This is a genomic window from Corynebacterium simulans (assembly GCF_001586215.1).
Classification (GTDB): Bacteria; Actinomycetota; Actinomycetes; order Mycobacteriales; family Mycobacteriaceae; genus Corynebacterium; species Corynebacterium simulans.
In genome coordinates this window covers 1,994,574-2,016,944 of record NZ_CP014634.1, presented here as the reverse complement: position 1 = coordinate 2,016,944, position 22,371 = coordinate 1,994,574, and the positions used below count along the sequence as shown (strand labels likewise).

Here is a 22,371-nt window from a genome sequence, read left to right as displayed (position 1 = left end):
AAAGTCAGAAAAACAGCATGCCACAAAATCATGAGGAAACCATCATCTTTTGACGGCGTGTGTGGGTGCCGCTCGTAAATCACGGCGGCGAGAATACGGCTAGAAATCACCCAAGAGCTGGGAAACTAGCTCTTCAGCACGCTTTAGTTCCACGCGCGATTGGCCCCGTCGCATGCCTTCCCCGGCAGGACCTTCGGGCTCTACCTCTGCATAAATCTCACATGCACTCGCCGGAACCACAAGCGCACTGCGGACAATCCCGCGCTGTTGCGTGTATTCATCAAAGAACCTATCAATACTCATTACCGGCGCCAGTCTAGCCGCTAAAATCATCCCCATCATGGCAGCCCGCTCCCCTTTTCGCCCGTACTACATAGTCGGCATCCTCAACCTCATCGTCGCAGCTCTCGTCATCTTTGGCGCAACTCTCGACGCCCCGACTTCGTCCACCTCAGCGACTGCGCCCACAACCACTGCAAACGATAGTCTGGACAATGCACCCAACACCCCCGCGGCACCTGCACCAAATCCTGCATTAGAACAGCTCAACGCACTGCCGGTTAAGGGCCGCGCGCCAAAGACTGACTACGAACGTGAGCAGTTCGGGCAGGCGTGGTCTGACGATGTCACCGTGGAATTTGGCCACAACGGCTGCGATACGCGAAACGACATTCTGCGCCGTGACCTCGTGGATATCACGCTCAAAGAAAACACTCATGACTGCGTGGTCCTGACAGGTACGCTGCACGATCCCTATTCCGGCACGGAGATCAGCTTCCAGCGCGGGCAAGACACTTCAGACAAGGTTCAGATCGACCACGTAGTCCCGCTTGCCGACGCCTGGCAAAAAGGCGCCCAAGAATGGTCACCGGAAAAGCGCCGCGACTTTGCCAACGACCCGCGCAATCTCCTCGCGGTCGACGGCCCACTTAATCAGCAGAAATCCGCAGGCGACGCAGCAACCTGGCTGCCGCCGAACAATGGCTACCGCTGCTCTTACGCCCAGCGAATCATCGATGTGAAGTCAACCTACGGGCTGTGGGTCACCGAGGCTGAGCGCGACGCGCTCGCAGGATTACTCGCCGCATGCCCAGCGAACTAGCGTCGCCGCCGGCGTGGGGGAACGAGCACCTTTAGGATGTCAACACGACACGTATCAACAAACTCGACCAACCCATTAGACCCAAGAATTAGACCACTCGTTCGCTTCCCCAACCTGTAACGCTGGAGGGTCGCTATTGCCGCCTCGAGCCGTTGGATGCTGACAAGCACGGCGACGACATGGTGGCAGCTTTCGAAGGCGAGCTCCAAAGCACTATTTGACCTACTTCAATGGTTCCGGCCCATTCGAGGACTCTGCTGAGTTTCGCACGGCGATAGCTGAGCAAGCCATTGGCTCAATTTCACTCATCAACGCAGTGCCCGAGCACGGCAGCGTGGAGATGGGATGGGTCTACTATTCCAAGCATCTCAAGCAGCCTTCCCGCAACACCGCTGTACGCTTGGGATTTGTTCCGGAGGGCATATTCCGCAACCACATGGTTTACAAAGGTCGCTCCCGCGACACCGAGTGGCTTTCCATCACCGACGCCGAATGGCTGCAAAAAAGCCGTCTTCGAGGCGTGGTTAGATAAATCCAACTTCACCGAAGACGGCTTGCAGGTGCGATCCTTAGAGTCCTTCCACGGAAGTACTAACCCTCATCCTTGAGGTGCTTGCGCAGCTCATCAAAGTATTGACGTGCGTTTTGTGGGTGCTGACCCTGCTGCTGTGGAGCCTGTGGCTGCTGGCCGCCGTAAGGAGCCTGCTCAAAGGCGTGCTCAGCGCGCTGCTGCACCTCGCGCGCCTCCTGCTGCGCGCGCTGCGCCTTCTGCGCACGCAGCTGCTCCAAGCGCTTGCGCTGCTCGCGGTCGAGTCCATCAGAGGCTTCGTTGTTAATAGCCTGAGTCGAAAGCAATACGTCGCGCATGCCGCCGAAGAGATCCTGCATGCCGCCTGGATTCGAAGGCATGTAGAGGACGTTGGTGTGAGAACGGTCGGCGACGTCGACCATCGCGTCCAGGTACTGGGAGACAAGCATGAGGGTCTCCGGGTTTTCCTGAACGCCTGCAGCACGCAGCATCTCGTACTGCTGCGCAATGCCTTCGACAATCTCCTTACGCTGCTCAGCCACACCGCGACCCTGCAGCTTCTTTGCCTCAGCGGCACCTTCGGCTTCCTTAACCACGCGAATCTTCTCCGCCTCAGCCTGTGCGATAGCCGCCTCGCGCTCACGCTGCGCAGCGTTAATGGAGTTCATCGACTCGCGCACGCGGGTATCCGGGCGAATATCGGTAACCAGGGTGTTTACGAAGTGCCAGCCATAAGCGGCCATGTTATCGCGCAAGGACATTGCGACGTTTTGTGCAATGGTGTCCTTGGATGAGAAGGAATCATCCAAGTCCATATTGGCAACCGAGGAACGAACGTTATCCTGCACGTAGGCCACAATCTGCTGTTCGTGGTTGGAGAGCATGTAGTAGGCCTCGCGCTCGCGACCTTGAACAACCTCGTATTGAACGGCGACCGGAATCTGAACGAAGACGTTGTCCTTGGTCTTGGTCTCCACCATGACATCGAGCTGGCGCACCTGCAGGCTGATCTTGTCGCGCACGCGATCAACCCACGGCAGCTTGAAGTGCAGGCCAGCGTGCGCCACGGTCACGAACTTACCCAGGCGCTCCACAATGGCAGCCTCACGGGTGCGCACGATGTAGTAGCCATCAAAAATGGTCAAAACAATCGCCAGCAGAACAACGCCAACAACAATCATTCCGATCATTGGTTCTTCCTCTCGTTCAATTCTTTGTTCAATTCTTGATTCTCTCCCCACCTTGCCACACCTTGAATAAGTGTGCGAGCAGGAAAGAAGAGTCTTAATGAAACTGCTATCGAATAAGACAAGGGGCTAGGCAGCGAGCGCCAAGTCCGCCGTCTGCTTTTCCATCTTCCACTCTGTGCAGCGTCGTGCCGCCACCGCCTGGCGCAGGAACTGATCGACGACCGACCGGGGCCGGCCGGCGCAAACGGGTGTTCTAGTGGTCATCAACCAAGCGGAAAAGCTCGCCCAGAATGCCCTCGCCGTCGTGGCCGATTCCGTTATGTTGGAACTTGTTAGTCACCATTGGGCGCAGGTCACGGTAGGCGCTAGCGGTCTGCATCGACTCTTCGAAGGGCACGAAGATGTCATCCAGATAGACAGCTGCGGCGGCCTGCACTTCGGCGTTGCCCAATGCCGCGGCGTCGTAAGGCGCAGCGTCCCACTCAAGCTGCGCCAACGCTTCTGCCGAATCCTTGAAGGCATGCAGCGCCGGATCCTCATCGAACTGCCACGGGAAGATGTGCTCGCCTGTCAGCCACGTGCCTGACTCGGCAAACTCCGGGAACTCTTCGCGCACGCGGTGCGCCGCCCAGCCCGTGACGTGCTGGCCGCCCACACTGCCATATATGGATTCGTGGATGGCCGCATACAATGGCCCACCCTGGAAGCTCACGCGAGCACCGACCTCGTGGAGGAAATCGGAGCGCAAGCGCTTCTCCCCACCCACGGTGCGGAAGGGTTCCTCAAGCAGGTAGCCCAGGGAATCGAATCCAGAGCCGCGGCCCAGCTCGATGCCGATGGTGCGGAAGCGAAGCGAGCTCAAGCGCTCCCCAGTAGGCAAAACCTCCTGCGAGTTGTCCAGGTGATCGATGATTTCCGCGATGCGCTGCTGCGCGAAAGGTACGTAGTCGAAGAAGCGTTGTTGGCGCACCTTGAGCTTGGTGAACGTGGAACGGTAAAGATCGTCTGCGCCCTTGTCCAGGGTCGGTAGGCCGCCGGTCAGGAAGGCCTTGTCCACTGACTCGGGGAACAAGGAGACGTAGCTCGTGATGCAGAATCCGCCAAAGGACTGGCCGAACAAAGACCATTTGTCGATGCCAAGGTACTCACGCAGCCGCTCCGCATCGCGCACGATGTTGTCCTGGCGCAGTAGTTTAAGGCGCTCGACGCTTAAGTCGGCGGCCTCGGAAAGCTCATCAATGCGATGACTGCGGCCGGTGCCACGCTGATCCATGAGGATCCAGCGGTAGCGCTCCAGGCCCTTGCCGATGACACCTGACGCCCCCAGTGGACGCGGGGCTGGGAAGCCTGGCCCGCCCTGGTTATAGAGAATGGCGGGCTTATCCGGGTCGCCGATTTCGCGAGCATAGAGTTTAAGCGTGCCCTGTTGCGGGTCGTTGTAGTCCCACGGGACGGAAAGTGTGTGCTCTTTAACTGGGTATCCAAATCGACGAGTCATAGATAAAAGTTTAGCGCCGCACCATAGTGGCGCAGCGCTAAAAACTTTTCTTATTCAGGGAACACTCGTTTAGTAAACGGTGAATCCCTTTGCACGGAAGACGTCTCGAATTGCTTCGATATCCTCCGGCTTTGGCGGCTTCGTATCCTCGAGGGTGTACGGATAGCCCAGTTCATGCCACTTATCAGCACCCATGTTGTGGAACGGAAGCACCTCGATACGCTCGACGTTGTTGCTCCAACGCCCCACGATCTCGGCGACGTTTCGCACATTTTCCGGGGAATCCGTCAGGCCTGGAACCACTACGAAGCGGATCCACACCGGCTTACCCATCGCCGACAGCCGGTCACCGAAATCGATGGTTGGCTGCAGCTCGCGGCGAGTGACCTTTTTGTAGGTTTCTTCGTCGCCAGACTTGACGTCGAGAAGCACAAGATCGATGTTTTCCAAGTCCTCGTCCCGCAGGCGCATACCCAAAAAGCCCGAGGTATCGATGGTGGTATGGATACCCGCATCGTGGACTTCCTTGAGCACGCGGCGCGTGAACGCAATCTGGAACAACGGCTCGCCACCTGAGATGGTCAGACCGCCACCGGAAGCCTTGAAGATGGGCTTGTAGCGCTTGATGCGCTTGACGACGTCCTCGATGCGCTCGAGGGTGCCCACCTTCATCTCCATGGTGTCTGGGTTGTGGCAGTACTGACAGCGCAGTGGACAACCGGACATGAACATCGTCATGCGGGTACCGGGACCATCGACGGAGGTCACCAGCTCCCAGGAGTGCACTAAGGCGATATCACCAGTACGGCGTGCCTCCATGAGCTCCGGGCGCTTGATCTCGTCGAGGGAGTTATCGGTACCTAGGCCGACGGCCGCACCGCGCACCTTCTCGCCCGCTTGGGGGTCGAGGTGCACGACTCCAGTAATGCCATCAGCCATTTTTTATGAACCCTGGTGGAAGGTACGGGAGATAACGTCGAGCTGCTGCTCCTTGGTCAGCTTGACGAAGTTAACTGCGTAGCCAGAAACACGGACGGTCAGGTTCGGGTACTTCTCTGGGTGCTCGACAGCGTCCTCGAGGGTTGCCTTGTCCAGAACGTTGATGTTTGCGTGGTACAGGCCCGCGTTCATCTGGTGCTCGTCGCGGTTAGCCTTCATGTCTGCCAAGCGCTCGTCGAAAGTTGGGGTTGCCATGGTGATACTCCTTGAAGTGAGTTGAGGTTGAATGGGGGAAACTTGATTGCCGGGGTGGCTTACTCGGACTCCATGATGAAGCCTGCGTCCAGCACGCCCACCAGGTTGTCGATGCGCTCCTCCGGAGTGCGGCCGAGACCAGACGGGGTAATGGTGTTGGTCAGCGAGATGCCATCCAACGCATCCTTGTAGTCCAGCTTGCCCACCGACAGCATGGAAGCGACCATGCCGTGGCTGTCGGCGCCGTTCTCTGGGTTTGCGCCCGGTGCGAACGGGGTACCTGCCTTGTGGCCGGATGGGAAAGCACCGGTTGCCTTGCCGTAGACCACGTTGGAGGTAATGGTCAGAACGGACTGGGTTGGAATTGCGTTGCGGTACATCGGGATGGCCTTAATCTTATCCATCACGGTGTGGACGATGGTTGCAGCGATGTCGTCGGCGCGGTCATCATCGTTGCCGTAGAACGGGAAGTCGCCCTCGGTCTTGTAGTCAACGATGAGGCCGGACTCGTCACGGACCGGGTAAACCTTAGCGTACTTGATGGCGGACAGCGAGTCAGCCACGATGGACAGACCAGCGATGCCGCAGCCCATGGAGCGGACGATGTTGGAATCGTGCAGCGCCATCTCGATTGCCTCGTAAGCGTACTTATCGTGGCAGAAGTGGATGATGTTCAGAGCCTCGACGTAGGTGCCGACTACCCAGTCGAGCATCTCCTCGTACTTCTTCCAAACCTCGTCGAAGTCGAGCGGGCCGTCGCCCTGGATAGCGTCGTAGCCCTCGACAACCTGCTTGCCGGTGACCTCGTCGCGGCCGCCGTTGATGGCGTAGAGCAGGGCCTTTGCAGCGTTAACGCGAGCGCCGAAGAACTGCATCTGCTTGCCAACTTCCATCGGGGAAACACAGCAAGCAATCGCTGCGTCGTCGCCCCACTGCTCACGAATCTGCTTGTCAGACTCGTACTGGATGGAAGAAGTGGTGATCGAGATGTGAGCACAGAACTTCTTGTAGCCCTCTGGCAGTGCTGGGTCCCAGAAAATGGTGATGTTTGGCTCTGGTGACGGGCCAAGGTTGACCAGGGTCTGCAGCAGACGGAAGGAGGTCTTGGTAACCATGTGGCGGCCGTCATTGCCGAAACCAGCGTCAGACCAAGTTGCCCAGTATGGGTCGCCGGAGAAGATCTGGTCGTAGTCCTCGGTGCGCAGGAAGCGAACGATGCGCAGCTTCAGAACGAGCTGGTCGATGATTTCCTGTGCGTCCTCTTCGGTGATGATGCCGGCTGCGAGGTCGCGCTCGAAGTAGCAGTCGAAGAATGCAGACAGGCGGCCGATGGACATTGCGGCGCCGTCCTGGGACTTGATGGAAGCCAAGTAGCCGAAGTAGGTCCACTGAACAGCTTCGTGAGCAGTCTTTGCAGGACCGGAGATGTCGAAGCCGTAGGACTGTGCCATGACCTTGAGCTTCTTCAGAGCCTTGATCTGCTCTGCGTGCTCCTCGCGGTAGCGTGCCCAGTGCTCGCTGAAACCGAGCTCGCCGACCTCGTGCTTCTTGGCGTCCTTCTCGGCAATCAGGTAGTCGACACCGTAGAGAGCCACGCGGCGGTAGTCACCGATGATGCGGCCGCGACCGTATGCGTCAGGCAGACCGGTGATGATGTGTGATGATCGAGCCGCACGAATACGTGGGGTGTAGATATCGAAGACAGCGTCGTTGTGGGTCTTGCGGTAGCGGGTGAAGATCTTCTTGATGTCTTCCTCCGGCTCCTTGCCTGCCTCACGGATGGCCTGCTCAACCATGCGCCAGCCGCCGTTTGGCATCATGGCACGCTTGAGCGGAGTGTCGGTCTGCAGGCCGACGATGACGTCGTCATCCTCAGAGATGTAGCCGGCCGGGAAAGCATCGATGTCAGTTGGGGTGTGGGTATCCACATCGAAAATGCGCTTTTGGCGCTCTACTGACAGGTAGTCCTTTTCGAGGGTGTCCCACGTGCGCTGGGTCTTTTCGGTTGGGCCCGCGAGGAAGGAAGCGTCTCCATCGTACGGAGTGTAGTTGCGCTGGATGAAGTCCCGGACGTTGATGCCTTCAGTCCATGGACCAGGCTCGAATCCTTTCCAGGCTTCAAACTGCAGCGGTTGCGTTGCGGTGGTCACGATTGTGACTCCCTTCTTGTTTGACACATTTCATTCAAGTGATTCGGGGCGCCTTGCCGCTGTTTCCTGTCACTGTGTTCCACGCGTTTCCTGCCGGAAACTTTGGTCTCACCTTCTAAGCGACGAGCGCCTCTTGTCTCCAATTTTAGGAGCCGTGACTACACCCTCCTACTTGAGCAATTGTGTAACAGAGCACATCCGTGTTTATTCGATGCCCGCGCAGGTCATCAATTTCATAAAAGACGGACATACCGTTTAGATCGGGGGTAAATTGCCCCCGATCGTAAGCTTCCCCACATCGCATTGATAGCTTTTTTATCAGCGATTTCCGAATTACCTGCCGATCGGAAGAAAACCATTGTTGCGAATTTCTATAGCTAAACACCAGCTCAGATTCTTAATGCACATTGTGTTTATTTACTTCAGCAACAGGATAAATCGGGCACAAAATCACATTCTGCGCCCGATTGTTTCCACTTCCGATCGCGATTTTCGCAAGCTTTAGAAAGGCAACCGTGGCAGCGGAATTCCCAATGTTCGGCTCAAGAAATTCGCCAGCGCAAAGCCTCCACCGACTACCGCCAAAAGGCCCACCACCACCGCGGCTAGGACGCCGCCGCTACTCGACGCCCCGCTCGACAGGCCCGCCGCAGAGCCAGTGGAAGACCCAGATGCCGATCCCGAAGCCGATCCGTTGGCAGATGCATCAGCATCATGATCCCGAGCAGTTAGCCACTGTTCCTTATCCAGCACGCCGCTGCTCAGACGGGTCTCGCCGATCCAGCCGTACCACGGGTCTTGTGGGTGGCCTTCTCCGCGGCCTGCGCCCATTACCCACTGCAGGTCACGCGGCAACAGCCCCTCCGCTCCCTTGGCATTACGCAAAATCGGCGCACCGTTGATGAACATCTCCACGGTGTCCTTTTCTGGGTCGTTGACCACAGCAATGTGCATCCACTCGTCCTTCGGCACCTCGTGCGACCACACAGTCGAGCCGCTTCCTTCTTCCGGCTCTGCCCACCAGCGCAACTCCCGCAAGTTCGACACACCGAACATCACGGTGGGATCAGTATCCGTCGAGCCCGGTACTAACTTGGAAATCTGCGAATCCCGCGAAATCGCACTGCCCCAGCCATGCTTTTCGCCATCAAAGTCCTCCGGCAGCTTCACAAAAGACTCAAAGGTATAGCCCGAATCGGAATCAAAGCGATTAATAGCTGCATCCTTGGCCGACTTAAACTCCGCAGTCGTAGGTTTGCCGGCCGGGTCAGCCCAATAAAGCGAGCCGCTATCCGACGACAATGGGTGATGGTCCGAGCTATACGTCACCCGGTCTGCGCCAACGACGCCGCCTTCACGATGCAAGTCACCCTCACCCGCAATATCCGGAATGATGGTGCCAGCGCCGGCAGGTGCGCCGTCGTTAAGCGCTGCACCTTCCTTGTCCTTTGCCTCACCTGGACGCCAATGGAAGACAGTGTTGTCATTTTTCACAAAGTCATCCGGACCCTGCGGAAGCTCATCGGCCTTAATTTCGTATGGCCGATAACCGGCAGACACGATATCGCGCGCCTCCTGCGCCAAATCGCCATTGTTTTCATCACCGACCTGGAACTGCGGGTCAAAATCAGCGAAGCGTTCCGCGAAATTGAACGGAATCTTGTAACTATCGCCCTTGCCCTCCAAAATCAGCTCATCGAATTGCGTGAGTTCTTCCTGGGGCTTCTGCGCGACCCATGGCGAAAGCGCTGCCATCTCGAGTTCGTTGCCGGTGAGATCAAACTCAAGGACGCCCAAAAGGCCGTTTCCGCCCTGATAGGCCATCTGATAATCCTGCAAGATAGCTACAACATCGTGTCCGTAGTCGTTCTTGTCCACTCGGTAGCCTGCGCCATGGTGATGACCACCCATGGTGAGGAAAATCTGGTCGTTTTTACTGATGAAATCGTCCCACAAGTGCTTGCCATAATCGTCTGAATAGAAAACCTCACCGGAGCCATCAATGTTCAAGACCTCATGGGTAGTCAGGATTACCGGAAGGTCAGGGTGTTCATCGATAGCCTGCTGCGCCCAATCCAGCACCTCGTTGTTGGCGCGCCATGCAAGGGCCAAGACCAAATACTCTTGGCCTTCGGCTTCAAAAATGTGGTACTCGGAATCAGAATCGACCCCAGTGAAGCGTTCCTGGAACGTCGAGTTGGCCTCCTTGGCGCGGTCAGCCCCAAACCACTGGTTGAAAGGCTGGTAGGAAGCATCGCCGGTCAGGTCGTGATTGCCAGGAAGGATGGAGTAGTTAAGATCCGACTGGTCGAGCGTACGCATCGCCTCGTCGGCGACCTTCCACTCCCCTTCCACATCAGACTGGTCCACGACATCGCCCAAGTGAGTAGCAAACTGCATATTTAGGGCGTCTTTGTTTTCCGCAAGCCATTCGGTTTGCGCCCGATAAGGCTCACTTCCGTAGCGCTCCTGCGCGAGGTTGCCAGTCTCAGGGGTGGAATAGCGAGAGTAGAACTGCGTATCGGGAAGCACGCCGAGTGTAAAGCGTGAGCCTTCCGAAGCAGACTGCGCCAGCGCATGTGGGGCAACGAGGCTGCTTGCGCACAGCGAAGAGATAACAAGAATGCCGATTTTACGATGCGAGAGGACCATGAATTTTCTCCGTATGAGATTCCGAGGGGACCTCAAGAGCCTAAGAAACTTAGGTTGCGAAAGTATTACCTTCACGTGAAATGTTCATGGCGCCAAGAAATAAGCCCTGAACGGCAAAAAGCCTCCGTGTGACACGGAGGCTAAGCGTGCGCCCGGAGAGACTTGAACTCTCACGTCATAAGACACTAGAACCTAAATCTAGCGCGTCTGCCAATTCCGCCACGGGCGCTTGCAACGAAAGTAGTTTACATGTTTTCTACGCCCACGCTAAAACTGGCGCACCCGAATCCAGTTTTTTGTTTGTGTTGAGTAGGCTGTTACGGGTGAGTAATAACAAAGCGCCAAAGCGGCAGAAGCTGAAAGTGCGATGGTGGCATATCGTCCTCATCGCGTTTTTCGTGGTGCTCTTTTTATTGCTCGCCTACTGGCAGTGGACGCGCTTCCGCTCCGGCTCCGGCACCTTCCAAAATTTAGGCTATGCCTTCCAATGGCCACTCTTCGCTGTCTTTGTGGTTTATGCGTATAAGACCGCCCTAGGTTATGAAAATGAGCGCATCGAGGCAGAGAACGAAGCCGCCGAAATGGGTGTCACGGACTACCAGCACCAAGCAAAGTCCGAGCAAGGCGAAGTCACTAAGATCGATGAGGACTTCTTGCCGCAGCGCCCACAGATGGACGTAGAAACCTTTAACGCCTTAAACCAACAGCGCCGCAGGCGTGGCGACGACCAGAATTAGAAAGTAGGGCCATGACTAACCAAATCCACCCAGACCGTAAGGCCCGCATCCGCGGCCCACTCAAGTTCTTTTCCATCGCCGCAACCGTGACCGGTATCTTCCTACTTCTCTTGGTTGCGCGCATGGTTCTCGAGTACATCGTCGGCGTGGAGATTCCGCACTGGGGCCTCTACATTGCCCAGGCCCACGGCGTGGCTTACATGATTTACTTGCTTTCGATTCTCATCCTCGGCCCGCGTGCGCTGTGGCCGGCAGGCAAGCTCATCACTACTGCCCTAGCCGGCGTTGTGCCTTTCCTATCCTTCTGGATGGAATACAAGCGACGCCGCGAAGTCACCGAGCAATTCCAGCTTTAAGCTAGAAAAGGCCCAGCATCTGCTGGGCCTTAAGTGTATCCGGGGTAAAGCTACGCCAGCTTGGCGATGGCGCTAGTAAGCTGCGCCAGCGCACGCCCGCGGTGGGAAACCGCGTTCTTTTCCTCCGGGCTCATTTGCGCCGAGGAGCGCTGCTCGCCCTCCGGCTGGAAAAGCGGGTCATAGCCGAAGCCATTCTCGCCCTTTGGTGCGCGCAGCAGCATTCCTGGCCACCGGCCCTCAGCCACGTGTTCCGCGCCGTCTGGCGTGACCAATGCGCACACGGAGACAAAGGCGGCTTGGCGGCGTTCGTCGGGAACATCAGCCATCTGTGCGAGAAGCAGCTCGTTGTTGGCTTGGTCATCGCCGTGCTGGCCAGACCAGCGCGCGGAGAGCACGCCCGGCATTCCATTGAGCTCTTCGACGGCGATACCCGAGTCATCCGCAATCGTGGCGATACCAGTATTGGCAACGCCAGCACGGGCTTTAATCAGTGCGTTATCGGCAAACGTGCGTCCGTCCTCCACCGGTTCGTCATACGCCGGCACAGCGGAAAGTGGTAGCAGCTCGACGCCTTCGATTCCCGCGTCTGCGAGGATGCGTTCGAGCTCGCCAAGTTTCTTCTTATTATTCGATGCGACGAGAAGCTTTACCATCCCAAAGCAGCCTTCTGCGCAGCAATCAGCTCGGTGCAGCCCTTCTGTGCCACATCCAGCATGGAGTTCAGCTCAGCGCGGCCGAACAAGCCGTGTTCGCCGGTGCCCTGAATCTCCACGAAGTCGCCGCCTTCCTGCATCACCACGTTCAGGTCGACCTCCGCGCGGGAATCTTCTTCATAAGGCAGGTCGAGGCAAATCTCGCCATCGATGATGCCCACGGATACCGCGGCGATTGGGTCCAGCAGCGGCTCGCCCGGCACGACGCCCTCGGACTTCAGGTACTCGATAGCATCTGCCAAGGCCACGTACGCACCGGTAATCGAAGCCGTGCGGGTACCGCCGTCTGCCTGCAGAACGTCGCAGTCGAGCTGGATGGTGTTCTCGCCCAGCTCGGAAAGGTCCACGGCAGCACGCAGAGAGCGCCCGACCAAGCGGGAAATCTCGTGGGTACGGCCCTTGACTTTGCCCTTCATGGACTCGCGAGGCATTCGGTCGTGCGTTGCTGCCGGCAACATCGAGTACTCAGCGGTCAACCAGCCCTCGCCGGAGTCCTTCTTAAAGCGCGGCACGCCAAACTCCACGGAGGCGGTGCACATCACGCGGGTGTTGCCAAACTCGACGAGCACGGAACCTGCCGGGTTGGTGGTGAAGTTACGGGTAATACGCACGCTTCGCATTTGGTCTAGCGCGCGACCATCAGCACGAGAAAAATCAGTCATGCACCCAAGGGTACTAGAGCTCAAACTCCATGCCCGGCGCGCCCAAGACGATCTCGCCGTCGAACTCCGTCTGTGCTGCACGCAGGGTTTCTGAACTATCTCCCCATGGCTGAAGGTGAACGAGCACCAGCTTTGCTACGCCCGCCTCGCGTGCCACGCGGCCTGCCTCCGCGCCCGACATATGCATATTAGGTGCCTTGCCTTCCGACGTCGCTCCCCATGCGGCCTCGCATAAGAAGAGATCGGCGTTGCGGGCAGCATCGACAAGCGCGGGGGTTGGGCAGGTATCGCCGGAGTAAGTAATGGTCTTACCGGTCTTCGCATGCTCCATGCGCAACGAATACGTCTCTACTGGGTGAATGACCTTAAAAGGAGTCATATAAACGTCATCGATGAGCTGACGCTCGCGGTCTACCCACGGGGAAAAGGCGAAGGTATCCGACATATCGTCGACACCGTCGACTTCGTCAGAGGAAAGACGACCCAGGTGCTGTGGCGTATAAGACGGCCCAAGGCAAAAATTACGCGAAGGCGCAGGTGCCGTGGGATGGAAGCGACGCCATACCATCAACGAGGGAAAGTCCATGCAGTGGTCGGCGTGAAGATGGCTAAATGCGACATGCGCATCGCAGGGGTCTTGGACTTCTTGCAGGCGCGCCAAAGTTCCAGGCCCCATATCCATCACGATTGATGGCGCATCAGGAAAGGACACCAGATACCCAGAGGCGGCGTTTCCCGGGACTGGGACGGAGCCGGAACAGCCAAGAATCGTCAGCTTCATGTGTCCAATAGTTCCACGAAACCTTCCCGATTGCTGGGATTGGGGTGAAAAAGACGTGAAACCGTGTCACGCGCGGTAGGTCACAATTGCGGGCCTAAGAAGCGGGAAGCCAAACGTGAAAAGGTCTCTGGGTCACCGGTCGATTCAAATTTACGGATCGGAGTGGCGTCTTCCGGCGCCAGCATGTCGGTTTCAGTAAGGATACGCATGACGTCCTTGGCTGTTTCTTCTGCAGAAGAAACGAGGGTGACGGATTCGCCCATGGCCAGCTGGATGACGCCAGTCAGCAGTGGGTAATGCGTGCAGCCGAGCACCAGGGTGTCGACACCCGCGGACTGCAGCGGTGCGAGGTAGCCCTCAGCGACGCCGAGAATCTGGCGGCCGGCAGTAATCCCCCGCTCGACAAAACCTACAAAGTCCGGACACGCCACCGCATGCGCCTCGATGTGTGGGTTGACAGCGAAAAGGTCTTGATAGGCACCAGAGTTCACGGTGCCCTCAGTACCGATAACGCCGATTTTGCCATTGCGCGTAGTAGCGATGGCGCGTCGGACTGCCGGGCGGATGACCTCAACAACTGGGATGTCATAGCGCTCGCGGGCATCGTGCAAGAAGGCCGCCGTGGCGGTATTGCAAGCGATGACGATCATCTTGCAGCCGCGTTCTACGAGTTCATCTGCAATGGCGGTAGATAGCTCGCGCACCTCAGCGATGGGCCGCGGGCCGTACGGCGAATGCGCGGTATCGCCTATGTAGATGATGGACTCGTTGGGCAGCTGCTCAATGATCGTTCGCGCAACCGTGAGACCGCCCACGCCGGAATCGAAAATACCGATCGGGGATGCAGCGGATGCCATTTACTTCTTCGCCACCTTCACTGGGTCGTCGGAAGTGATGATCATACCCGCCGCGATACCCCCGATCGCGCCGAAGAGGTGCCCTTGCCACGAGACTCCCTCATAGACCGGCAGCACGCCCCACACCAAGCCCGAATAAGCAAAACCGAGGAATACGCCCAATGCCGTTTGGGCGAAAGAACGGTTAAACAGGCCACGCACGATGAGATAGCTCAGCCAGCCATAAACCAAAGAAGAAGCACCGATGTGCGAGGTACCAGGCCCGCCGAGGAGCCAAGTGCCTATGCCGGCAATCAGCACCGTGATGATCGTGACCTCCCACCAGGCTTTTCTGCCAGAAAGACCAATGAGGAAGCAAAAGATAGCGCCCGGCACCGAATTGCCGATGAGATGCTCAAAGTTCGCATGCAGCAACGGCGCCGTAAAGATGCCCCAGATACCGTTGAAATCCAGCGGGTGGATGCCGTAGTTGGCCAAGTTGCCATTAAAAAGCACGTAGTTGACCAACTGCACGGCCCATTCCACAACCAAAAAGGCCACGGCAATCCCCAGGCCTGTGCGGATGCGTCCGCCGCGTGTGTAATTTTTTGAATCGCCACGATTTTTCAAAGCGGTAGAACGCGAGGAATCACCTGAAGTCATAATGGCAATAACTTTAGTCCAGCATGGAGCTATAGGCCTCTAAGCCCAGGCCAGGAGCCGCTTTCACGATTGCCTCGACTATCGCTTGTTCGACAACCCCCGCCGCAGCATCGCATAGCGCCGCTTGCGTCGCGGTATCAACCCCACCGTTTTCCGTGGCAGTCGACAGCGCGAAAAGCGTGTCCCCGTCCAACGGCGAATGCGCCGGACGCACTGCCCGAGCGATACCGTCATGGCCCACCATGGCCAAGCGCTTGGCTTGAGCCTTGGTTACCGGGGCGTCGCAAAACACTGCTCCAATCGTGGTGTTGAGCTTGGACTCCGCGGGGTGCTGCAGCTGGCCGAAACGCGCGACGTCGATAGGCGCGGCATGCGGCGCACCAAATAGGCGCCCAGTCTCTGCGTCCACAACGTTGCCCACTGGGTTCGCTACCACCACGGCACCAACCGTAAACTGCCCCATCGGCGTGCGTACCTGCTGCTCCGTCAAGCCCAAACCGCCGCGAAGCTTGCCAGCAGTAGCGCCCACACCAGCGCCTACGCTGCCCGTCGAATCATCATGTTCCGCAATAGCGCGCCGCACCGCCTCCGCTCCATCAGCTGCTGTGGGGCGCTCAGCACCAACAAGGAGATCGAAAATCACCGCCGCCGGCACAATCGGCACCCGCGGACCAGGCTTGTCCTCACCCAGCACAGGGAAACCGATGCCTTGGGAAGCTAGCTCGTTCATCACGCCGTCGGCAGCCGCGAGCCCAAAAGCAGAACCGCCAGCCAAAGTGATGGCATGCACGCGCTCAACCGTGTTGTGTGGCTCGAGGAGATCCGTCTCCCGCGTGCCTGGGCCGCCGCCACGAACGTCGACGCTCGCGAGCGCTCCTTCGGCGCCGCAATATAAAACCGTGACGCCAGTGTCATGCCTGCTGACATGGCCAATGGAGATAAGCGCCATGATCTAGTCCATCAACACCTGCAGCAGGGAATCTTGGCAATAAGCCAACCATTCCACGAGCATGTCGCGGTCCTCGCTCATCGATTCCTCCGGGACATCGCCTGCAGCCACAAACAAACGCAGATCGTTCAAACCCGTAAGGAAGGCATGCGCTTCTTCCTCGCTGATAGTGACCTCCACGCCGCCCGTCGGCCCCAACGCGGTGTTAATAACCTGCAGGTTCTTCAGCTTTGCGCGCGCAATGTCATTTTCATGCAAAGAACGCAGAAGAGAGTTATCGCCTTCGTATTCCTCATCCCCCGGCTTCTCAAAGTCAGGGAAAAGACGAGCCAAGGAAGGGTCTTCCGGCGCTTCCGTATGCCCAGTTGGCATATCCAGCATCTGCGCAAGCTCATCCTGCGGGGCAGACTGAGCACGGGCAATAATCGCCTCAGAGACGGTAGAGGTGAGGTCACCTAAAACCTCGCGCTCCATCGGCTCCAAAATGGTGGTGTAACGCACCGCGCGCATCAGCGACTTCTTCTTTTTCCAAGCCTGCATCTGACTGTGCCTTCCTAGCCTGCCTGCTGCATAGTGGCCCACAGACCAGCAATCTGCAGCTTCTTTACGTCTGCCTCGACTTTGTCGCGCTCGCCCGTCGATACCGCAGCCTTGCCCTCAGTATGGACCTGCATCATCAGCTCGTTTGCGCGCATTTTGTCGTAGCCCAAAACCGTCTGGAAGACGTAGGAAACGTAGCTCATCAGATTGACTGGGTCGTCCCAAACAATGCACATCCAAGGGAGGTTTTCGCTGGTTGCAACATCGACCTCGATGGCCTCATCTAATTCCGGAGTGGCCATGGGCGACCCCAGGCGGACAGAACCACCAGGTAGAGCAAAGTGCGCATTCATGCCTTCTACCCTATCGAAATTTCTACACATGCATTAAAAGATTAAAGGAGTAATCGCTGCTAAGAAGTTGGCCGCTAGGTACCATTTCCGATGTGACTAACATCGCCGAACATACTTTTCCCTCCGACCCTGACCGCTCCACAGCGCTGCTGACCGATAAGTACGAGCTGACTATGCTCCAAGCAGCGCTCAAAGACGGTTCCGCGCACCGCCAAGTGACCTGCGAAGTTTTTGCCCGTCGGCTGCCCAATGAGCGGCGTTATGGCGTGGTCGCCGGCACTGAGCGTGTGCTACGTGCGGTTCGAGATTTCCAGTTCACCGCACAGCAGCTGGCGCAGATGGACTTTCTCGATGAGCAGACCAAAGAGTACCTGCGCAACTACCGCTTTTCCGGTCACATCGACGGCTACCGCGAGGGCGAGATTTATTTCCCTAACACTCCCCTGCTTACCGTTCGGGGTACCTTCGGCGAGTGCCTAATCCTAGAGACCGTCATCCTGTCAATCATGAACTCCGACTCGGCAGTGGCGTCGGCAGCCTCGCGAATGGTTACCGCTGCAGATGGGCGCCCCATCATTGAAATGGGCTCCCGCCGCACCCACGAATATGCCGCAGTCACCGCTGCCCGCGCCGCCTACCTGGCGGGCTTCAACGCCACCTCGAATCTGGAGGCCGGATACCGCTACGACATACCCGTCTCTGGCACCGCTGCCCACGCTTGGACACTAGCGCACGTCAACAAGGATGGCTCACACAATGAGGAAGCAGCGTTTCGCTCCCAGATTGAAACGCTCGGAGTCGATACCACCCTCTTGGTCGATACCTATGACATCACCAAGGGTGTCGAAACCGCAGTGAAAGTAGCTGGTCCGCAGTTGGGCGGAGTACGTATCGATTCCGGCGATCTCGGCCCAGTTACCCGCCGCGTGCGCAAACAACTCGACGACCTAGGCAACCACAACACCAAGATTGTGGTCTCCTCCGACCTCGACGAGTTCGCCATCGCGGGCCTACGTGGCGATCCGGTTGACGTCTACGGCGTGGGTACCTCCGTCGTTACCGGCTCCGGCGCGCCAACTGCCGGCATGGTCTACAAGGTCGTTGAGGTAGAGGGCCATCCGGTGGCAAAGCGTTCTTCTTCGAAGCAATCGCAAGGCGGCGCCAAGCGTGCTTTGCGCACCTACCGCTCCACAGGTGTCGCGGTCGAGGAGATTGTGCTGCCTTTCGACGCCGCGGATCCTGACACTGGCACTCTTTCCACCCGCGAGATGACAGTCCCGCTAATGCGTGACGGAGAGATTGTCGAGGGACTGCCCAACCTGCACCAGGCCCGCGAATATCGTGCCCAAGCGATTACCACCCTGCCGTGGGAAGGCCTTGCGCTTACTCGTGATGAGCCGGCAGTTCCAACCCGCCTGGTGGGATTTCCCGAGCACTCCTAATACCGCTGGCAAAGCCACAGCTGAGTTGCGAAAACTGCAATGAACGTAGCACAGCTGTGGATAACTTTGTTGACGAATAAACGAAGCTGACCGGGCGGCTAGGCACCAGACTAGACCAGCCGCGAGTTATCCACAGGCAGAAAAATGCCTCTTGTTTTGTCTTCCTGGCAGCCCCTACTGTCAGGGCTATGACAACCACGCACCCACCGCTTATCGCAGCGTTGCGGCTCGACGTCACCAGCCTTGAGCCCATCGCTGGTCTAGACGTCCGCGCTCTCACGCGCATGGGTGTAAGCCGTGTCGATGCAACCATGGCCGTGCGCCTCGCCGAGGTTTATTACGGAAAGACTCATGCCACACGCCTCCAGGCCGCAGCCCGCGCAAATGCTCAGTCCCAAGGCCATAGCCTGCGCGTTCTAGAGAAGATCGAGGGCAAACTAGCGAAGGTACGCAACTCCTGGCAGATACGCGCTCGCCTTTGTGCCACACCGGAGCACCTTATCGACGCCACCGCCCGCAAACTCATCAAGAAGCCACCGCGGAAACCACGCGCCAGCTTTTCCCACGGCGCGAACGGATGGATGCGGCTGGCCATTACCACCGACAAACCTTGGCTGAAGGATGCTCTCCAGCGGATCACCGGCCTTAGCGATTCCGTTACCCCTAGTGAGTCGGCAATCCTAAGAGGCTTCGAAAAATTAGGACGGGGTGAGGCCTCGCTTAACGACGTCGCTCCTGCCCCAGCGCGTGTAGCCAACGTCATCATTACGCTCGACGAACTCACCCAAATCGCACAAGGCGCTGGCGAAGAAATACAGCTGAGAGCAACCGACGGTACGGTGCGCAACGGCACCGATTTTGTCGCTGAACGCTTAGCCCAGCATGGGCTTGCAACCCTCGTTCATCCGCGGCACGGGCCAGTTAATCAGTACCGTATGCAGCGTTTTGCCAATGCGAAACAAAGGGACATGGTGCTTTCGACATTTCCACAATGCGCGCATCCCGGATGTACGATTCCCGGCACAGACTGCCAGGTTGACCACATCACCCCTTGGAAGTCGGGAGGCGAAACAAATGCCGGAAACCTATTGCCCTTGTGTCGTTACCACAACGGCCTGAAAGCAGAACATGCTACTTATCGGCGAACTAAACAAGGCGTTATGTTCATCCCGCCTTTCGCTGAACCCATCGCGTGCCGAGTTGATTAGCCCTAGCCTTTCGAGCTTAGCCCTAGCCTTTCAAGCACAGCTCGAAAGGCCAATTCGGCATGCCTTCAGCATTGCTCCGGCATTGCTGCCGTTGGCTAAGCCTCATGGTTCTTACTTAGTGTGGCAAGTAGCTAGACTGTGTCGAGTGAGCGACCAGCCTTTGAATCAAACCACGGAACTGCTCCTCGATACTGCCGTCGAAGCGCTCGGCGGCGCGCGGCGTGATGGCCAGATGAAGATGGCAAATGCAGTCACGCGCGCGCTCGAGTCAGAGCGCCATCTTGCCGTACAGGCTGGCACAGGTACGGGCAAGTCGCTGGCTTATCTAGTTCCGGCGATCAGACATGCGCAGAACTCCGGGCACACCGTCATCGTCTCAACTGCTACCTTGGCGCTGCAGCGTCAGCTTGTTGAGCGTGACCTTCCGCGATTGGTCGACGCTCTGAAAGCAGTAATGGAAGTTGAGCCCACATTCGCAATCATGAAGGGCCGTTCCAACTACCTCTGTATGAACAAGGTGGCGCGAGCCGAGGAATTGGCGGCGGAAGAAGCCCTGATGGAAGAACAAGAAGTCTCCCGAATGGGTCGGCATATTCAGCGCATCTATGAGTGGGCGGATGAGACCGAATCGGGTGACCGCGACGATCTTGACCCTGGCGTCCCCGACTTAGCTTGGCGCCAAGTTTCTGTCACTTCTGCCGAATGCCTCGGCGCATCGCGTTGCCCGCACGGTGAGGAATGCTTTGCTGAGGCGGCGCGGCGAAAAGCAGCGGATGTCAACATCGTGGTGACGAACCACGCCCTGCTTGCCATCGATGCGGTATCGGATATCAATATTCTCCCCGAGCACGAAGTTGTAATCATCGATGAGGCCCACGAACTCGATGGGCGTATCACCTCGGTGTCTACTGCGGAAATCACCGGTCGTGCAATCAAGATGGCGGCTAACCGCGCCAAATCACTTGGTGCGCAAGGCAAAGACCAAAGGCTTTCGCAGATGGCCGATGAATTCGTGATGCTTCTGGGCGAGTTTCCGCCCGGCCGCTGGATCGATATGCCGGACAATGCCAAGCAACAGTTGACCTCTTTGGGCGATACCCTGCGTGATTGCAAAGAAGCCATCGCTCGCGCGCCTGAAGGTGAGCAGGCGAATGATCCAGAAACCTTCGCCGAACGCCAGAACTTGGCCAATCACTTGGTCACTATGTCTGAGGCAGTTGCCCGTATTCTGGATGTCTTCGCCACCGGTGATCCTTCCGCGCAGGAGGACGTGGTGTGGGTAGAGCGCGATGAGCGTTCGATGATCGATGCGTTGGCTGTAGCTCCCTTATCCATCGCCGGAATGCTGCACGAGAAACTCTTCGGTGAGCAAACTGTTGTGCTTACCTCGGCGACCCTCGCGCTAGGTGGCCGCTTCGATGCCATGGCCGCGCAATGGGGCATGCCGAAGGGAACGTGGGATTCCCTCGATGCGGGCACGCCTTTTGATCCTGCGAAGAAGGGAATCCTTTACGTGGCCAAGCACTTGCCGCAGCCTGGCCGCGATGGGCTTGCTCCAGAGACACTCGAGGAAATGCGTGAGCTCATCATGGCCGCAGGCGGCCGGACCCTCGGGTTATTCTCCTCGCGACGCGCTGCAGAGCAGGCGGCACAGGAACTCAAAGCCAAGCTCCCTTTCGATATTTATGTCCAAGGTGAAGACTCAATTGGAGCGCTTGTCGATAAATTCAGCAAGAACGAAAATTCTTGCCTCTTCGGTACGCTCACGCTCTGGCAGGGCGTCGACGTGCCGGGGCCTTCCTGCTCGCTCGTGCTGATTGACCGCATCCCCTTCCCCCGCCCCGATAATCCCCTCATGCAAGCGCGTACCGAGGCCGCGCAGGCAGCAGGGCGCAGTGGGTTCATGGAGGTATCTGCAACTCATGCGGCACTGCTCATGGCACAGGGAGCTGGGCGGTTATTGCGCTCGATCAATGACCGCGGCGTCGTCGCAGTCTTGGATAACCGCCTCGAAACCAAACGCTACGGCGGATTCCTGAAAGCATCCATGCCGCGTTTTTGGACAACAACCAATTCCGGGACTGTAAAAGAAGCCCTTAAACGGCTCGTGGCAGCGCGCACACAGTAGCAGAGTCAGGGGCGACCTCAGTAAAGCCGGCGTCGCGAATGACAACGGCATTAGGGTGCGCGCAGGCTTCTTGGAAGTCGGCGTGGCTTACCTCGCGTACTGAAAGCGCGAAGTCGCGCTCAGCCCACGCCTGCGCCTCGTCGAGGCTCATTGTCGCCGCAAGCATCATCGACCCATGCCCCACCTGGGCCGCTGCTTTACCGACCGACATTCCTAGCGAACCATCGACGTAAATAACCGGCGTATCCGGTAATGCTGGGCCTGGTTCGTCCCGCTCTAAGTCGGTGTGACCGATCTGTAGTTTCCGGATGGCCGGTTCAACATCAGCGACCGCAGAAGGCACAAAAGCACGAGCACGATCGCTAACGGTAACGCCAGGTAGCTGTTGGACATCGCTCCATGCTTTGTTCCGCGCGCGGCGTGCGACCTTGCGGATGCGGTGTCCGTACCATTGCGCGAGCGCTGCTGAAAAGGCACCATCCTCGCCGGCGCGCTCATCGAGGCAAACCGCTACCACTGCCTGGGCGGCGGCTTCCAGCACCTCAGTACGGCTCGGAACGGGCTGCTTCGGGATATGCAACGCAATCTGCATTGCTTGAACGGTTTCTGGCTTTGCAGGATCTTCTGGGTCGTCACGCCAGTTGCGCGAGTCCATGGCGCTCACCAGACGTGCATGCGCAACATCAAA

23 protein-coding genes and 1 tRNA gene are annotated in these 22,371 nt (G+C 57.9%); 7 read left to right on the top strand and 17 right to left on the bottom strand.

Annotated features, from left to right (window positions below; all coding sequences use genetic code 11):
* Positions 1-99 precede the first annotated feature (99 nt).
* Entirely contained in the window at positions 100-303 is a 204-nt protein-coding gene (locus WM42_RS09345; RefSeq protein ID WP_145915051.1) for a hypothetical protein, read from the bottom strand.
* 37 nt (positions 304-340) lie between these two features.
* Between WM42_RS09345 and WM42_RS09340 the strand changes: the two genes are divergently transcribed.
* Both WM42_RS09340 and WM42_RS09335 read left to right on the top strand, forming a co-directional pair.
* On the top strand, positions 341-1,102 hold the full coding sequence (locus WM42_RS09340; RefSeq protein WP_062037453.1) for an HNH endonuclease family protein: 762 nt from the start codon (positions 341-343) through the stop codon (positions 1,100-1,102).
* Between the two features lie 217 nt (positions 1,103-1,319).
* Positions 1,320-1,634: a GNAT family N-acetyltransferase gene (locus WM42_RS09335; RefSeq protein ID WP_062037449.1), complete on the top strand. Its 315-nt coding sequence runs from the start codon at positions 1,320-1,322 to the stop codon at positions 1,632-1,634.
* 59 nt (positions 1,635-1,693) lie between these two features.
* Here WM42_RS09335 and WM42_RS09330 read toward each other — a convergent pair whose 3' ends face one another.
* From WM42_RS09330 to WM42_RS09300, 7 genes are all read right to left on the bottom strand, one after another.
* Complete coding sequence (locus tag WM42_RS09330; RefSeq protein WP_062037446.1) at positions 1,694-2,821, bottom strand: SPFH domain-containing protein; 1,128 nt, start codon at positions 2,819-2,821, stop codon at positions 1,694-1,696.
* A 253-nt stretch (positions 2,822-3,074) separates the two neighbouring features.
* Entirely contained in the window at positions 3,075-4,319 is a 1,245-nt protein-coding gene (locus WM42_RS09325) for an alpha/beta fold hydrolase (RefSeq protein WP_062037443.1), read from the bottom strand.
* Between the two features lie 69 nt (positions 4,320-4,388).
* Positions 4,389-5,258 (bottom strand): pyruvate formate-lyase-activating protein, encoded by an 870-nt coding sequence (gene pflA / locus WM42_RS09320; protein ID WP_062037440.1) that lies wholly within the window; start codon positions 5,256-5,258, stop codon positions 4,389-4,391.
* A gap of 3 nt (positions 5,259-5,261) precedes the next feature.
* Complete coding sequence (gene grcA2, locus WM42_RS13740; RefSeq protein ID WP_061924374.1) at positions 5,262-5,513, bottom strand: autonomous glycyl radical cofactor GrcA2; 252 nt, start codon at positions 5,511-5,513, stop codon at positions 5,262-5,264.
* A gap of 59 nt (positions 5,514-5,572) precedes the next feature.
* A complete protein-coding gene (gene pflB / locus WM42_RS09310; protein WP_062037437.1) occupies positions 5,573-7,663 on the bottom strand; it encodes a formate C-acetyltransferase in 2,091 nt (696 codons plus the stop codon).
* Positions 7,664-8,164: 501 nt separating this feature from the next.
* Positions 8,165-10,315: a LamG-like jellyroll fold domain-containing protein gene (locus tag WM42_RS09305; protein ID WP_062037434.1), complete on the bottom strand. Its 2,151-nt coding sequence runs from the start codon at positions 10,313-10,315 to the stop codon at positions 8,165-8,167.
* Positions 10,316-10,462: 147 nt separating this feature from the next.
* Positions 10,463-10,544 (bottom strand) — tRNA-Leu (locus WM42_RS09300).
* Between the two features lie 94 nt (positions 10,545-10,638).
* Here WM42_RS09300 and WM42_RS09295 point away from each other — a divergent pair.
* Together WM42_RS09295 and WM42_RS09290 are read left to right on the top strand one after the other, a co-directional pair.
* The gene (locus WM42_RS09295; RefSeq protein WP_061924384.1) at positions 10,639-11,052 is read left to right on the top strand and encodes a hypothetical protein; all 414 of its coding nucleotides are present in this window, start codon (positions 10,639-10,641) and stop codon (positions 11,050-11,052) included.
* An 11-nt stretch (positions 11,053-11,063) separates the two neighbouring features.
* Entirely contained in the window at positions 11,064-11,408 is a 345-nt protein-coding gene (locus WM42_RS09290) for a DUF3817 domain-containing protein (protein WP_062037431.1), read from the top strand.
* A gap of 50 nt (positions 11,409-11,458) precedes the next feature.
* Here the strand turns inward: WM42_RS09290 and rdgB are convergent, their stop codons facing one another.
* From rdgB to clpS, 8 genes are all read right to left on the bottom strand, one after another.
* A complete protein-coding gene (gene rdgB / locus WM42_RS09285) occupies positions 11,459-12,061 on the bottom strand; it encodes an RdgB/HAM1 family non-canonical purine NTP pyrophosphatase (RefSeq protein WP_062037428.1) in 603 nt (200 codons plus the stop codon).
* Positions 12,055-12,783: a ribonuclease PH gene (rph, locus tag WM42_RS09280; RefSeq protein WP_061924392.1), complete on the bottom strand. Its 729-nt coding sequence runs from the start codon at positions 12,781-12,783 to the stop codon at positions 12,055-12,057. Before rph ends, rdgB begins: the two co-directional genes overlap by 7 nt.
* A gap of 13 nt (positions 12,784-12,796) precedes the next feature.
* A complete protein-coding gene (locus WM42_RS09275; protein ID WP_062037425.1) occupies positions 12,797-13,564 on the bottom strand; it encodes an MBL fold metallo-hydrolase in 768 nt (255 codons plus the stop codon).
* A gap of 80 nt (positions 13,565-13,644) precedes the next feature.
* Positions 13,645-14,421 carry a glutamate racemase gene (murI, locus tag WM42_RS09270; RefSeq protein ID WP_062037423.1) on the bottom strand — a complete coding sequence of 259 codons (777 nt, stop codon included), beginning with the start codon at positions 14,419-14,421 and terminating at the stop codon, positions 13,645-13,647.
* Entirely contained in the window at positions 14,422-15,063 is a 642-nt protein-coding gene (locus WM42_RS09265; RefSeq protein ID WP_062037420.1) for a rhomboid family intramembrane serine protease, read from the bottom strand.
* A 13-nt stretch (positions 15,064-15,076) separates the two neighbouring features.
* Positions 15,077-16,012, bottom strand: coding sequence for a P1 family peptidase (locus WM42_RS09260; protein ID WP_201057371.1), 936 nt, complete (start codon positions 16,010-16,012; stop codon positions 15,077-15,079).
* A gap of 3 nt (positions 16,013-16,015) precedes the next feature.
* Positions 16,016-16,552, bottom strand: coding sequence for a DUF2017 domain-containing protein (locus tag WM42_RS09255; RefSeq protein ID WP_062037416.1), 537 nt, complete (start codon positions 16,550-16,552; stop codon positions 16,016-16,018).
* Positions 16,553-16,566: 14 nt separating this feature from the next.
* Positions 16,567-16,905, bottom strand: a complete 339-nt coding sequence (clpS, locus tag WM42_RS09250; RefSeq protein ID WP_201057369.1) for an ATP-dependent Clp protease adapter ClpS — start codon at positions 16,903-16,905, stop codon at positions 16,567-16,569.
* Between the two features lie 173 nt (positions 16,906-17,078).
* On the opposite strand from clpS, the gene WM42_RS09245 reads away from it, so the two are divergent.
* The 3 genes from WM42_RS09245 (at position 17,079) to WM42_RS09235 (ending at position 21,683) form a co-directional block, all read left to right on the top strand.
* Positions 17,079-18,347 carry a nicotinate phosphoribosyltransferase gene (locus tag WM42_RS09245; RefSeq protein WP_235591349.1) on the top strand — a complete coding sequence of 423 codons (1,269 nt, stop codon included), beginning with the start codon at positions 17,079-17,081 and terminating at the stop codon, positions 18,345-18,347.
* A 188-nt stretch (positions 18,348-18,535) separates the two neighbouring features.
* Entirely contained in the window at positions 18,536-19,555 is a 1,020-nt protein-coding gene (locus WM42_RS09240; RefSeq protein WP_062037408.1) for an HNH endonuclease signature motif containing protein, read from the top strand.
* Positions 19,556-19,700: 145 nt separating this feature from the next.
* Positions 19,701-21,683 carry an ATP-dependent DNA helicase gene (locus WM42_RS09235; RefSeq protein ID WP_371326203.1) on the top strand — a complete coding sequence of 661 codons (1,983 nt, stop codon included), beginning with the start codon at positions 19,701-19,703 and terminating at the stop codon, positions 21,681-21,683.
* Here the strand turns inward: WM42_RS09235 and WM42_RS09230 are convergent.
* Positions 21,652-22,338, bottom strand: coding sequence for a peptidyl-tRNA hydrolase (locus WM42_RS09230; protein WP_062039357.1), 687 nt, complete (start codon positions 22,336-22,338; stop codon positions 21,652-21,654). The genes WM42_RS09235 and WM42_RS09230 overlap by 32 nt on opposite strands.
* Positions 22,339-22,371: the final 33 nt, after the last annotated feature.